This is a genomic window from Chryseobacterium sp. HR92, from assembly GCF_045689405.1.
GTDB classification, from domain to species: domain Bacteria; phylum Bacteroidota; class Bacteroidia; order Flavobacteriales; family Weeksellaceae; genus Chryseobacterium; species Chryseobacterium viscerum_A.
In genome coordinates this window covers 1,006,571-1,020,920 of the sequence record NZ_CP139139.1, presented here as the reverse complement: position 1 = coordinate 1,020,920, position 14,350 = coordinate 1,006,571, and the positions used below count along the sequence as shown (strand labels likewise).

Below are 14,350 nucleotides of genomic sequence, written 5' to 3'. Positions count from 1 at the left end.
AAGTTTTAATAAAAAAATTGCACAATTAGAAAATAGTATTATATTTGCTATAATTACGAACTAACTTTAATATTAAAAATTATGAACAAGTCTGAATTAATCGACGCAATCGCTAAAGATGCAGGTATCACTAAAGTTGCAGCAAAAGCTGCTTTAGAATCTTTCATTGGTAACGTAACTACTACTTTAAAGAAAAAAGATGGAAAAGTATCTTTAGTAGGTTTCGGTACTTTCTCAGTAGCTGAGAGAGCTGCTAGACAAGGGATTAACCCTGCAACTAAAAAACCGATCAAGATCGCTGCTAAAAAAGTTGCTAAATTTAAAGCTGGAGCTGATTTATCAAATGCAGTTTCAGGTGCTAAGAAAAAATAATCATTCAGATTAAAAAAATTCAAGGGCTGTTTCTTAGAAACAGCCTTTTTTATTTGAAACAGTGAATGGAAGAAATTAAACCATTAAAAAGTCTTAAGCCGTTAAGAACTATTAAGTTTCGGCTAAAGCCATTTATAATATTGCCGTAAACAAATAAGCGGGCTTTAGCCCGCTTCTATTGATATTACAAAGTTTATATTTTCAGGATGACAGCATCATATTTAAAAACACCATCACTAAGCTCTAATTTTTAGTTTCTAACCTCTAATCTTCCCATTACGGTGCCAGTCTTGAAATTTTCCAATCCAGATCTTCCAGCTGATAAATAATCCTGTCATGAAGACGGTTGGGCCTTCCCTGCCAGAATTCAATTTCATAAGGTCTTGCCAGATATCCGCCCCAATTGGAAGGCCTTGGAACCTCAGTATTTTCATATTCCTTTTCCAGTTCTTTTAATTTCCCTTCTAAAAATTCTCTGTTGGGAATCACCTGGCTCTGTGGAGAAACCACCGCTCCCAATTGACTTCCTTTCGGTCTTGAATGGAAATAACCATCACTTAAGTTTTCTGCCAGTTTTTCAAGATCTGCCTTGATGATGATCTGCCTTTCAAGATTAGGCCAGAAGAAATGCAGGCATGCTTTATGATTGCTTTCTATTGCTTTTCCTTTTCGGCTGTTATAGTTGGTATAAAAAATAAATCCTTCATGGGTATATGCTTTAAGAAGGACCATTCTTGTTCTCGGACAACCGTCTTCCTCTACTGTGGAAACAGCCATAGCATTGGATTCTGAGATCATCGGGCTCTCGCTAGCCTCCAAAAACCAGTCTCTAAACTGCTCAATTGGATTTTGTTTTATCTCACTTTCAATAAGTTGGGATTTCTCGTACACTTTTCTTTTGTCGTGCAGGTTTTCCATAAATATTTTTTATTAAATTTGAGTATGAATCACTCATACAAAGGTAAAATATTAATCTCGACACCTGACATTTCCGGCGATATTTTTTCAAGATCGGTAGTGTTGGTTATTGAACATAATGAAAGTGGTGCATTTGGTTTGATACTGAATAAAAAGAACAGCCAGATGAGCAGCAAGTTCAAAGATTTTTTTGACTTTAAAATTGAGGTATATGATGGAGGTCCTGTGGAAAACGACAAAGTATTTTTTATTGTAAAAGGTAAAAGAGTTACTGAGATCTATACAGACATCACAGATGAATACTATCTTACAGAAGATATTGAACGTATCATCAATGCTGTTTTGAGCAGCGAACTGGATATTGAGAACATCAAAATATTTTCAGGGTATTCCGGATGGTCTCCGGGCCAGCTTGATACTGAAGTTCAAAGAAAAATGTGGACAGTAGTGGATGTTTATAATCTTGATTATACGCTTCCAAACGATCAGACTCTTTGGAAGTCTATTATGCAGAACCTTGGGGGAGAATTTCTTCTTTGGGCCAATTCGCCTGAAGATATTTCACTGAATTAAATGCCATTTTCATGTAAATCAGACAATTAACAAACTTTAAGATTCCTTTAACCAATTTTAAAGAAAGTTTTTCCGTTCTTTGAAAAACTAAAATCACTGATATGAAAGGTATTACATTACTTGCTTTATCAATATTTTCTACCGCTTTTTTATCATTCAGCCCAATTAACAAAAAATACATTGTCATAGATGCCGGTCATGGCGGAAATGACTTTGGGGCTACACATGGTGAAATTCGTGAAAAAAATATAGCGTTAAGCGTTGCTAAGGAAATCCAAAAGATCAATGAAAGCCAGGATAAATATGAAATCATTCTGACAAGGGATTCTGACAGTTATCCTACTCTTTCCGAAAGAACAGCTCAGATCAATAAACTTAATCCTGAAATGGTTATTTCACTCCATGTCAACACGTCTTCTGAACAGGAGAGATCTGATAACGGATTCGAAGTTTATACTCAGAATTCTGATGTTTCAAAGGAATTAGCCGGAAAAATTTACAAGAAATTCAATGCCCGTAAAATATCGGAGAGCAATCTTCACATTTTAAGAGAAACTAAAGCACCTGCCGTATTGGTAGAACTTGGTTTCATCAATAATTCTGAAAATAGGAATTATATAACAAGTGAAAAAGGGCAGAAAGAAATCGCACAGAAATTTGTTGAAATCATCAACGAATACTAAATAAAAAAAACAATTTCTGATTTACTCAGAATAAAACCCGGTAAAGGACTTCTGGAACTTTGTTGTTTACCGGGTTTGTCAATTTTTATTGATTAAAACTTTGCTTCCAGCTTTCTACCAGTTCTGAGAAACGAGAGTTTTCAAAAGTCTTATTTCTTATCTTACCTACAGAAAATATACCTTTCTCTTCAGAAATCATTAAAATCTCTTCAGCTTTCTGAGATTCAAATGCAATAATCTCATGTTCCTGAATATCAGCAAGGTTATTTTTATGTAAAAAAGTAACAAAATTTTCCATCAAAGGAGAAATGTAAGCTCCTTCAGTCTGCTTTGGTACTTTAATAACGTCACCTTCTAAAAAAAGAAGATTTCCTGCAGTGGTACGTGCTATTCTTTTATTCGGGTTCAGAAGAATAACGTCATCAAGGTCATTTTCCTGAGCATAGATCGCCCCGTAGATATTTTCCGGACAATGAACTCTGATATTGCTCAGAAGGTTATTATTAACGTTAATTTCTTTAATCAAATCCAATTCTAAAGGTCTTTGATGAACTGCCAGCACATCTGCCATTTCTGAAACTTCGTAAAAATAGGAAACAGAAGATTTTGCCAATGTTGTGCCGTCATTATTTCTGAACACCTGGAAATTGATAATTCCGTTCTTTACTCCTTTACCTTCAATAATTTCTTTTTGAAAAAGTGTCTGAAAAAACTCCAGAGTGTAAGTCAAAGGAATATTCATTCTCATCTTTCTCATGGAAGCCATCAGGAAAAAATAGCATTCTTCGTCCATGATCAATCCACCATTTCTTACAAAGAAAGAAACTTTCACTGAGTCGCCCCAAAGGAAGGCTCTGTTCTTTACATTTAACTCGTCTGATGTAAAATATTGATTTTCCAATTTTTGATGTGATTTATTTACAAAAAAATAATGAACGATAAATCGTTCATCAGTTTTATCATTTAATATAGCCCAGTATTATGCCGCACCTAGTTTTATTCTCAGGTTCTCAATAAGATTTTCCCAATACATTGCATTTTCCTCTTCATCACCTTCTTCACAGAAGTCTGTAATATTTAAAGCCAGATCTTCTGTAATATCATCAATTGTGATCGTCATTTCAAAGAAATTTTTTGTTCCTTCATCTTCTTCCCATCTGAAACGCACGAAACCTTCAGGCTTATATCTGATCAAAGTGGCCTTCTCAGCAGGTCCTCCACCCCAGCTAAAAAAGAAATCATCGCCTTTCTCTGTTACCTCATCCGCAAACCATTCAGACAATCCCTCTGCAGTTGCCAGATATTCATATAAAATCTCTGATAAACAGTGCATTGGAAATTCGTAATGGACTTTATGTTTCGCCATATAATCTTTGTTTTATCGTCCCGCAATATATAAATTAATTTTTTTATTACGCAAAAAAACAATTACTTTTTTAAAGAATCAGTATGATATTTATCACAGGATTTAAATCCTTATTCTATTAATTTTTAATGGTTAAACTTGCCATGTAAAGCATAAAAAAATCTCTCCGGAAAGAAGAGATTTTATCTTTAATTTTCGTTTAGTATATCAAGAATAATATGACATCCTTCTCTTATTTCTTCCTTAGACAATGTAAGAGGTGGAGAGATTCTCAGGTACTCATTTCTGTACAGCTGCCAGAAAACTACCAATCCTCTTTCCATACATTTTTTGGCTACTTCCAATGTATATTCAGGAGTTCCGAGATTTACAGCAAGCATTAAACCCTTACCATTAATGTTTTTAATTTTTGGATGAACTAAAAGTTCTCTGAACAGTTTTTCTTTTTCTTCTACTTCATTCATCAATCCGCTGTCCAGTACTTCCTTTAAAGTAGCATAGCTTGCAGCTGCAATCAATGGATTTCCACCGAAAGTAGTGATGTGCCCCAGCTTTGGTGAATGTGATAAGCTTTCCATGATTTCTCTGGAACTCATAAAAGCTCCTACAGGAACTCCTCCTCCCATTCCTTTACCCATCACCAGGATATCCGGAACGATTCCAAAGTGTTCAAAAGAGAATAATTTCCCTGTTCTCCCAAATCCGGGCTGAATTTCATCTAAAATCAAAAGTGCTCCTACTTCTTCACATCTTCTTTTCAATTTGATCAGATAGTCCTTATCGGGAACCAAAAATCCCGCTGCTCCCTGAATAGTCTCAAGGATAACACAAGCTGTTTTCTCCGTAATTTTATCGAAGTCCTTTTCATTATTAAATTCAATAAAAGAAACCATCGGCAGTAAAGGTCGGAATTCTCTTTTATGGGTTTCATTTCCTGAAACACTTAAAGCACCATGCGTATTCCCGTGGTAAGAGTCTTTAAAGGAAACAATTTCTTCTCTTCCCGTATATCGTTTTGCAAGCTTCAAACTTCCGTCAATAGCCTCAGCACCACTGTTCACAAGATAGGTAACTTCCAAAGGCTCCGGAGTAGCTTCTGCAAGCAGTCTGCATAATGCGATGGGTTTTTCCTGCGCATATTCCCCGTACACCATTACATGAAGGTATTTATCTGCCTGTTCTTTGATGGCATTTACAACCTTAGGATGTGAATGTCCCAAAGTGTTAGCAGAAACTCCCGCTACAAAATCCAGATATCTTCTTCCGTCTGTTCCGTAAATATAGCTTCCTTCTGCTTTTTCAACTTCAAAACCTGCAGCAAATTTTGTGGTTTGAGCCTGATATATAAAAAAATATTTTTGCATTTCCATTGTCTCCAAAATTTCAGCAAAGCTATAAAAGATTCATTAAACGTTAAAATTAATCCGCAAAAAAGACCAGTGAATACTGGTCTTTTATATTATTTTCTGGTTCGTTTAGGCTTTTTGGCTTCTTCTTTAGCTTTTTCATCGTCTATCGCTTTTTGAGCTTTATCGAAGAGCTCACTATCAGCAGTGTATTGTATTTCCTCGTTGTTTGGAGTATCTACAAGAATATCCTGCCATTTTCGGATCCGGTCTTTGGTATTCCAGTTAAAATCGGGAAATTTCCTTCGTCCAGGTTCTATTTTACTCATCGGATAGGTATCTGAAACAGCACCAATGCTACACGAGATAATCTGCAGAGCTCTTTCTTCAAATAATGCTCCGATAATTCCGCAGGTAGAAAGGGTAATTCCTATTCTTTCCGGTTTTTTGGTTTCCTGATCGGTATCATCTACATAGACAATAGACTGGGCATTTCCTACTACTCTTGCTTCTTTAATATCATTTTTCTCATAGTAAACCGTCATGAATTTTCCTTTTACCTGATTGAATTCATCTTTCAGGTTCAGGGAGTCTACTTTGCTAATAGCAAAAGCATTTCCGATAACTTTTAATGAGTCGATATCTTCTGTCTTGGTATTGAAATAAGCTTCTACTTTATCACCGGTTACCTGTTTTTCACCGCTCCAAAGAATCGGGTTGGTATACATATGCATGACACCATCTGTCTCATTGAAGGCAATGGAATCTGCTCTTCCCTGTGCATTTGATTTATAAATACGGGCTTTTTTAAAGGCTCTTAAGTAGCTTTTCTTAACTTTAACATCCAGTGAATCCGGCCTTTGATAAGAGATGATTTTTTCTGATGCAAAATAGATGGAATCTTTTTCCATCACTTTTACTGCATAAGGATTTTTCGTCATCATGGCAGAATCTTTTTTCTCAAAGATCTCTCCGTAACCACCTTTTATATATCTTCTTTCCTTTGGATCATCAAGGGTTACATTTCCTGTTGCTTTACCGAATCCTGTAATCTGATTATAGTACATATCATCACCGGTAAGGATTTTCTCGTTATAAAAGATTCTGGAGTTTTTGGTTAAATAAGCCTCCTTGGAATCCATTTTATAAGTTCCTTTTTCAGTGTAGATTCTGTTTCTTGGATTGGTTTTGCTGGTAATGGTTGTAGGGCCTAAAAAGTCAGCAATTTTTGTATTCTGATTCTGCTTGATATTGGGTCCTTCAATGATATATTGAGGCGTTTCAATTTTCACATTTCCTGTAAGGTCTACAACTCTTGTATTGAGAAAATATGTTCCTACTTTAGCGTAGGTTACATTCTGGCCATCCGAGATTGTTCCTCCTGTATTAAAATAAGCCTGATTAGCCAGTCTGTCATAATACAGAATATCTGTTTTTATTGTTTGTTTTGGATCGGTTAAGACCACATTTTTTCTGGCAACACCTTTCTGAGTATTGGCATCATATTCCATTTCTCCTGCTGTGATTACAGAGCCATCTGTATTTTGAAGTCTTGTATTGCCTATTGCTTTTACAAAGTTCTCTTCATTATACAGAACTACTTCATCTGCTGTAAGAATGGAGCCTTGATGTTCAATCTGAACATTCCCGGTAAAATATTGATTCCCGTCATATTTTTCAGGGTTTTTCTTGATCTCGTCCGCATGGATGATCTTTACCTTATCTTCAGGTCTCACCTGTTTGGGCTGAGCCGGTGAAGGAGTCTGCAAATAGGGATCTCTCTTCACAGGAGTTTTATCCTGCGCAAAGCTTAGCGTAGAAATAAAGATTAACAGAAAAAGGATTATTCTCATTAATTAGTCATTCTTAGTGCCATAAAAATATAGCGAATGAGAATCAATTTTTACGCCAAATGCTTCTTCAATGGCTTCTTTGATTCCTTGGATTCTTGGGTCGCAGAATTCAATAATTTCTTCAATCTCTTTATCAGAGTCTTTTTTGTAGATCACCAGGTGGTCATGCTGTTTGTCAAAATAAGACTTCTCATAAGATGAAGAGGTCAATGTCTTTTCTCCAAACTGATGCTTACGGATTAATCCTGCATCAAGGAAAATTTCAATAGTGTTGTAAATGGTTGCTTTGGAAACATGGTATTTTTTCTGCATCATCAGAAGATACAGATCATCCACGTTGAAGTGATGATCCATATTATAAATCTCTTCCAATATCGTATATCTTTCAGGTGTGTTTCTGAACCCTTTTTCTAGTAAGTAGTTTCTCAAAACATCCTTGATCAAAGCTATATTTTTTTCTTTTTGTACTGTATCCATTAAAAAAATTATCTACAAATTTATTGAATTTTATTTAAATAGATATTATAGTTAATACTAGTAGGTTACGAGTTGTGACGGAAATATCCGGACTGCTCTATCTTGTTATCGTAAACTGTTAATTCTGTGATCGGCGCAGATTCCACTTCAACGTTATGAGAAGATACTCCCCAGGCCTTAAAGTCATCACTTCCGATATACTTCACAAAGTTATAAATGTTAAGAATAATCTTTTGCTTAACAGTTAAAAGGATATCGTTGATATAGGTGTTATCTATGATTACATATTTAAGATCCGGCGGTATCTCATGAGATCTTAAAGATGGATGGCTGCTTCTTGAAGGAATGGTTCCATCAGCCATTAAATCTTTAAGAACCATATTGAAGTAATCATTGATTCTACGGTCTACTTTAAATCCTAAAAGGAAGTTGATTTTATATACTGTTCCAGGAAGAATTTCGTCTACTGTATATTTAAAAGTATATGGATCTTCCTGGTTTACGATGCTCAGGATGAAATAATGGTCTGCTCTTTTCGGCTGTTTCTTGATGATGGAATAGATGATTTTTGATTCTACTTCATCGTTTCTTTTTGCTCTGCTCAGGTAAGCCAGGTTTGTAGCATATTTCGGAATAGTTTCATCCAGTTTCATGTCTTTAAGGATAGACACATACTTTTCTATTTTCACAAACTGGATAAATCTTGTTTTGATCAGTCGTCCGTTATACCATGCATACATAGAAAGTCCGATAGAACCGGCCAAAACAACCGTAATCCATCCTCCTTCCATAAACTTGATAATATTGGCACTGAAGAAACCTAGTTCAATAGCCATATAAACAAATGCGAAAAATAAAATCAATATTTTGCTTACTCTTTGTTTCAATAACCAGAACACCAGCAGGATAGTTGTCATCAGCATCGTAACTGTAATGGAAAGTCCATAAGCCGCTTCCATTTTTCCGGATTCCCTGAAATGCAGTACGACAATAATACACAGAATAAGAAGTCCCCAATTGATTCTTGGAATATACATCTGTCCTTTAACCCCGGAAGGATAATCAATTTTTTGATTCGGCCATAAGTTAAGAGACATTGCTTCTGAGAATATGGTGAAAGAACCTGTAATCAATGCCTGGCTGGCAATAATTGCAGCTGCTGTTGCTAAAATTACTCCCGGGATGATCATCCATTCTTCCATAATTCCAAAGAACGGGTTTACTACAGAGAATCCAGGTTTGTTGTAATTCGTCAAAAGCCACGCTCCCTGTCCAAGATAGTTTAGGATAAGCATAACTTTAACAAATCCCCAGCTTACTCTGATATTTTTTGCACCGCAGTGCCCCAAGTCTGAATAAAGTGCTTCTGCTCCCGTTGTACAAAGGAAAACAGCACCTAAAATAACAATTGCACTTGGTGAGTTGACAATAAGTTTGTAAGCATAATAAGGATTGAAAGATCTTAAGATTTCAAAATTTTCGCTCAGGTGCATTACTCCCAAACCACCTAATACCAGGAACCAGACCACCATTACAGGGCCAAAAAATTTACCGATAAAGCTGGTCCCAAATTGTTGTACTACAAAAATAACAATCAGAATTCCAATGGTGATAGGTACAACAGGGGTGTGAGGGTTATAAATTTCAAGACCTTCAATGGCTGACATTACGGTAAGCGATGGTGTAATTACCCCGTCTGCAATAAGAGCGGCAGCCCCTACAATAGCAATGAGATACAACCATCCTTTCTTAAGGTTTCTTACTAATGAAAACAAAGCAAGTATACCTCCTTCACCTTTGTTATCTGCTCTTAAAGCAATGATCACATATTTTATTGTAGTCTGCAGGGTAAGTGTCCAAATAATACATGAAAGAGCCCCTTCTATGTATTCATTGAAAGGCATATTGCTCCCTTGGGATCTTGCATTCACAATTGCTTTCATTACGTAAAGCGGAGAGGTACCAATATCTCCAAAAACAATTCCTAGAGACACTAAAACTCCAATAAAGGAAAGTTTCTTTATGTCGAAGTGGTAACCATCTTCTGTAACTTCTGCCATATCAGCTTAATTTATTTTAAAGGCGCAAATTTATACTAATTTTATGACGTCAAGAATTTTTCTTCATGAATATAATAAATGAAAAAACTTCCTTTCGGAAGTTTTTCTCTATAACTATTTTACGTACATCGCTTTTTTGATTTCTTCTTTCACTTTTTCAAGTTTAGGGAACCATTCTGCAAATAATGCTGCAGAGTAAGGTGCAGGTGCATCAGGAGTAGTAATTCTCTTGATAGGGGCATCTAAATAATCAAATGCTTTTTGCTGTACCATATAAGTAATTTCAGAAGATATAGAAGCAAATGGCCAAGCTTCTTCTAAAATAACCAATCTATTTGTTTTCTTCACTGATGCCAGAATAGTATCAAAGTCAAGAGGACGAACTGTTCTAAGGTCAATAACTTCTACAGAGATTCCTTCTTTAGCCATATCTTCAGCAGCCTGTAAAGCCAGCTTCATGATTTTACCAAAAGAAACCAAAGTAACGTCTGTACCTTCTCTCTTGATATCTGCTTTTCCTAATGGTAAGTAGTATTCTTCTTCAGGAATTTCCATTTTATCTCCATACATCTGCTCAGATTCCATGAAAATAACCGGGTCATTATCCTGAATTGCAGTTTTCAACAACCCTTTCGCATCGTAAGGATTTGAAGGTACTACTACTTTAAGGCCGGGAATGTTTGCAAACCAGTTTTCAAAAGCCTGAGAATGGGTAGCTCCTAATTGTCCTGCAGAAGCCGTAGGTCCACGGAAAACAATTGGACAGTTCCATTGCCCACCACTCATCTGACGGATTTTTGCAGCATTATTGATAATCTGATCAATTCCTACCAATGAGAAATTGAATGTCATATACTCTACAATAGGTCTGTTACCATTCATCGCAGCCCCAACAGCAATTCCTGTAAAACCAAGTTCTGCAATTGGAGTATCAATTACTCTTTTAGGACCAAACTCATCCAGCATTCCTTTTGAAGCTTTATAAGCACCATTGTATTCTGCAACTTCCTCCCCCATTAAAAAGATGGATTCGTCTTTACGCATTTCCTCGCTCATTGCCTGTGCAATTACCTCACGAAAAGTATATTCTGCCATATTTATTCGAAAAATTTAGACTACAAAAATAGTGTTTTTTTATTATACACATCATAAAAAAGCTCTTCATTTGAATGAGAAGTCCTTTTATTAATTTTATTTAAAACTGATTTTTCTCCTGTAAACTCAGTTCTTTGTAATTTTTTCTGAGATCCAGTAAAATTTCCCCAATAATTCTTTTGCAGACAAAAAAATGACATCTCATTTCTGAAATGTCATCTAAAATTCTATTTAAACTTAAATTAATTAGCTTTCTCCCAAACCTGGGTTCTTCCTAATAAAGATAATCCTAAGTAACCTCTTACGTTCAGCTTATCACCGCTTCTTGTAATGGTACATTTATAAGTTTTTCCGGTTTTAGGGTCCGTAATTGTTCCTCCCGTGAACTCATCACCATCTTTTTTCAATCCTCTGATGATCTCTAATCCTAAAATGGGTTTCCCTTTTCTGTCATCCTTACAAAGTGTACAGTTCGGATCAGCAGGCTTTATCAATAACTGAGAAACTTTCCCATAATATTTCCCATCTGATTTTTTGTACACTTCAACAATAGATTTTGCCTGTTTTGTCTCATCATCTATCGTTTTCCACTTCCCTTCTATTTGTGCAAATGTGAGTACCCCACATAGAGAAAGCGCAAACGTTAACAATATTTTTTTCATATTTCTTATAGTTTTAATTTTAATATAATATTCTTATCTACGTATTGATAAAAATATAAATTAATTTTCAATGAACAAAAACTTTTATTATACAAAGCATAAAGAGCTTATGAAAGGTAAAATGGTAAACCTACCAAAATGCAGGTTTTCATATTAACCTGCTTTTCTATCTTTTACCTTAATACAGTTTTCTGTTAATTACTCTATCCATATAATCCTGATACCAAGCTTTTGCAGTTTTCTTTCCAGCTTCAACTTCAGAGTTTTTAACTTCATTCATAATATTTTTTTCAAGACTCAGGTCTGATTTGTCATATACTCCGATAATTTCTTTTCCATCAAAACGGTAAATGTAATTTCCGATCATGAACTGATCCGTACTTCCATCAGAGTTTACTATTATGAAAGGATATTTTTTATCACTTACCAAACTTCTGCCCCAGCTTCTAATGGGTTTGTTATATCCGATAAGGTCAGCCAATGTAGGATATATATCTGCCTGCTGGGCTATTTCCTGGCTGACTCCTTTGAGCTGATAAGCAGGATTCGGGGAATAGAATACCAACGGAACAGCATAACGGTTCATCGCTCTTTCATATTCCGGATAATACACCTGATTGGTATGATCTCCTGTGAAAACAAAGATTGTATTATTATACCAGGGCTGCTTTTTTGCGGTTTCAAAATACTGTTTGATAGCATAATCCGTATACTGCATCGGCTCATGGATTTCAATTTTCCCTTTTTTAAATTTACCGTTATATTTTTCAGGTATTTTAAAAGGATGGTGTGATGAAGCAGTGAATACTGTAGTCATGAAAGGTTGCTTTTTTCCTACATTTTTAGCAAAATACTGAAGGAAAGGCTCATCCCATATCGCCCACATTCCATCGAAGTCTTCATCATGATTGTATTCTGTTTTTCCGAAATAGTGTTTAAATCCTAAAATATTTCCAAATCCAAGGAATCCCATAGATCCATTCGGTGCTCCATGATAAAAAGAAGTATCATAACCCAGATCATTACATACCGAAACAATAGACTGTATTTTCTGATTGGAATACGGAGATCCTGTAAAGGCATCTGTAAGACTCGGAATTCCGGCCAGCACACTGCTCATCCCGTGAATAGACTGCCTTCCGTTTGCAAAAGTATTGGGAAAAATAAGACTTTGACCAGCCAGACTATCCATAAACGGAGTGTAAGAAACGTAATCTTTGATATTTTTGTCTTTATTAAAAGCTCCGGAATATTCCCTACCGAAGGACTCTACAATGAAAATAACAATATTGGGACGGTTTTTAACTTTTCTGTCATATACTTTATAAGGCTGTACATTTTCTTCAATATATTTTTGATCTACGAAGTGAACTTCCTTGAAATTATTGGTATTTAAAGTCCTGAAAAAGGAGAATGTACTGTTGAGTACCATATTTCCCTGCAGTGGATTTGTTACAAAACGGGTAGCATCCACCATATTAATAGGTCTTGTACTGTGTTTAAAATCCCCTCTGATTCCTCCTACAACCAATACCGCAGTGAGACACAGCGTAACAATGGAAGTAATAAAGTAAGGAAGTAATTTCAGAGGTTTCACCTCCTCTACTTTTACTCTTTTGTAAAGGAAAACCCACAGTCCCATTAAAACAATAAACCAAACCAGCACAAAAGGATGTTCTCCCACAGAGATCATCAGCGTTTGGGAAACGTTGGATTCATGTTCAGCTACCTGAAATACTGCAGACGTAAGTCTTGCCTGTGAGAATTTATAGTAAATAAAATCCCCGAAATTCATGGCATAAGCAATCCCGTTGGTAATAAAATACAGCCAGAAGAGAATTTTCTGAAAAACTTTCTTTGTATTGATGACCAAAGGCAATAAGCTAAGGAGTATAAACAATGCATTGACATATAAAATAGCAGTGGTATCGAAAGCTGTACCATGGAAGGCCAGCTTTATATATTCTGAGACAGAGTCAACTTTAATCAGGCCTTTATTAAAATACCAGAATAAAAGTCTGGCAATCTGATAAAAAACATAGGCTAAAAAAATCCTGTACACCAATGCCAGAACTTCCTGTTTTCTAAATCCTTTTAAAAATTTCATGGGGCAAATTTACATCAAAATCACTTTAATGCATTTTTTAGTGCAGATTATTTTGAGTTAGAATTTTTAAAAACTGTAATTTTGTGGTTATGAATTTTATAAAGAATAATCTGGCCAATGCCTTAACCCTGGCTAACTTATTTGCAGGCTGTATAGGAGCAATACATCTAATTTTAGGAGATTATCAGACTACAGCAGTCTGCCTTATTCTCTCTTCAATTTTCGATTTTTTCGATGGTTTTGTAGCCCGAGCTCTAAAATCAAATTCAAATCTGGGACTTCAGCTGGATTCTCTTGCGGATATGGTAAGCTTTGGGGTAATACCTGGCCTTACCATGTATAAAGCTCTTGAACCATTTGGTACAGAACTTCTTGGAATTCACTTTCCGTTTGAAATCAAGTATCTCGGACTGATCGTTACGGTATTTTCCTGCCTGAGGCTTGCCATCTTCAATCTTGATGAAGAGCAGCGTTATTATTTCAAAGGATTGAACACACCCACTAATACTGTTTTATTGTTTGGTCTCTATTATGCGTTTAAAGAAACCGGAACTTTTAGCTTTTTATTCGATAATGAACTATTGCTGATTCTTCTGACTCTTCTTACATCATGGCTTCTGATCAGCCCGATTAAGATGATGGCAATGAAATTCAAATCAAAACAGTTAAAAGACAACTATCCTAAAGTAGTATTGCTTGTAGGAGGAATTGCTATTCTTGCCCTATTTCAGGTAGTAGGAATCCCGATGCTTGTTATTTATTATATATTGGTGTCCCTCATTTTTCAGGGACAATTAAAATAATTTATTTAAATAAAACACATTTCAAATTATTAATC

The 14,350-nt window shown here is 35.6% G+C and carries 14 protein-coding genes; 4 read left to right on the top strand and 10 right to left on the bottom strand.

Going from position 1 to position 14,350, the window contains the following annotated elements; genetic code table 11:
* Positions 1–81 precede the first annotated feature (81 nt).
* Positions 82–372 (top strand): HU family DNA-binding protein, encoded by a 291-nt coding sequence (locus SFA27_RS04555; protein ID WP_002976900.1) that lies wholly within the window; start codon positions 82–84, stop codon positions 370–372.
* Between the two features lie 276 nt (positions 373–648).
* Here SFA27_RS04555 and pdxH read toward each other — a convergent pair whose 3' ends face one another.
* Positions 649–1,290, bottom strand: a complete 642-nt coding sequence (gene pdxH / locus SFA27_RS04550) for a pyridoxamine 5'-phosphate oxidase (RefSeq protein WP_047378874.1) — start codon at positions 1,288–1,290, stop codon at positions 649–651.
* Positions 1,291–1,314: 24 nt separating this feature from the next.
* On the opposite strand from pdxH, the gene SFA27_RS04545 reads away from it, so the two are divergent.
* On the top strand, positions 1,315–1,863 hold the full coding sequence (locus tag SFA27_RS04545; protein WP_047378875.1) for a YqgE/AlgH family protein: 549 nt from the start codon (positions 1,315–1,317) through the stop codon (positions 1,861–1,863).
* Positions 1,864–1,964: 101 nt separating this feature from the next.
* Complete coding sequence (locus SFA27_RS04540) at positions 1,965–2,546, top strand: N-acetylmuramoyl-L-alanine amidase (protein ID WP_047378876.1); 582 nt, start codon at positions 1,965–1,967, stop codon at positions 2,544–2,546.
* Positions 2,547–2,631: 85 nt separating this feature from the next.
* Here SFA27_RS04540 and SFA27_RS04535 read toward each other — a convergent pair whose 3' ends face one another.
* From SFA27_RS04535 to SFA27_RS04495, 9 genes are all read right to left on the bottom strand, one after another.
* Entirely contained in the window at positions 2,632–3,447 is an 816-nt protein-coding gene (locus tag SFA27_RS04535) for an aminotransferase class IV (protein ID WP_407296632.1), read from the bottom strand.
* 78 nt (positions 3,448–3,525) lie between these two features.
* The gene (locus tag SFA27_RS04530; protein WP_034696870.1) at positions 3,526–3,912 is read right to left on the bottom strand and encodes an START-like domain-containing protein; all 387 of its coding nucleotides are present in this window, start codon (positions 3,910–3,912) and stop codon (positions 3,526–3,528) included.
* Between the two features lie 188 nt (positions 3,913–4,100).
* Entirely contained in the window at positions 4,101–5,276 is a 1,176-nt protein-coding gene (locus SFA27_RS04525; protein ID WP_407298160.1) for an aspartate aminotransferase family protein, read from the bottom strand.
* Between the two features lie 95 nt (positions 5,277–5,371).
* Entirely contained in the window at positions 5,372–7,111 is a 1,740-nt protein-coding gene (locus SFA27_RS04520) for an OstA-like protein (protein ID WP_407296628.1), read from the bottom strand.
* 3 nt (positions 7,112–7,114) lie between these two features.
* Positions 7,115–7,588: a Fur family transcriptional regulator gene (locus SFA27_RS04515; protein WP_027374694.1), complete on the bottom strand. Its 474-nt coding sequence runs from the start codon at positions 7,586–7,588 to the stop codon at positions 7,115–7,117.
* Positions 7,589–7,653: 65 nt separating this feature from the next.
* Positions 7,654–9,648: a KUP/HAK/KT family potassium transporter gene (locus SFA27_RS04510; protein ID WP_047378879.1), complete on the bottom strand. Its 1,995-nt coding sequence runs from the start codon at positions 9,646–9,648 to the stop codon at positions 7,654–7,656.
* A gap of 114 nt (positions 9,649–9,762) precedes the next feature.
* Positions 9,763–10,743 (bottom strand): pyruvate dehydrogenase complex E1 component subunit beta, encoded by a 981-nt coding sequence (locus SFA27_RS04505; protein ID WP_047378880.1) that lies wholly within the window; start codon positions 10,741–10,743, stop codon positions 9,763–9,765.
* 242 nt (positions 10,744–10,985) lie between these two features.
* A complete protein-coding gene (locus tag SFA27_RS04500) occupies positions 10,986–11,405 on the bottom strand; it encodes a DUF2147 domain-containing protein (RefSeq protein WP_034696866.1) in 420 nt (139 codons plus the stop codon).
* Positions 11,406–11,583: 178 nt separating this feature from the next.
* Complete coding sequence (locus SFA27_RS04495) at positions 11,584–13,512, bottom strand: LTA synthase family protein (RefSeq protein WP_407296625.1); 1,929 nt, start codon at positions 13,510–13,512, stop codon at positions 11,584–11,586.
* Positions 13,513–13,601: 89 nt separating this feature from the next.
* On the opposite strand from SFA27_RS04495, the gene SFA27_RS04490 reads away from it, so the two are divergent.
* A complete protein-coding gene (locus SFA27_RS04490; protein WP_047378882.1) occupies positions 13,602–14,315 on the top strand; it encodes a phosphatidylcholine/phosphatidylserine synthase in 714 nt (237 codons plus the stop codon).
* Positions 14,316–14,350: the final 35 nt, after the last annotated feature.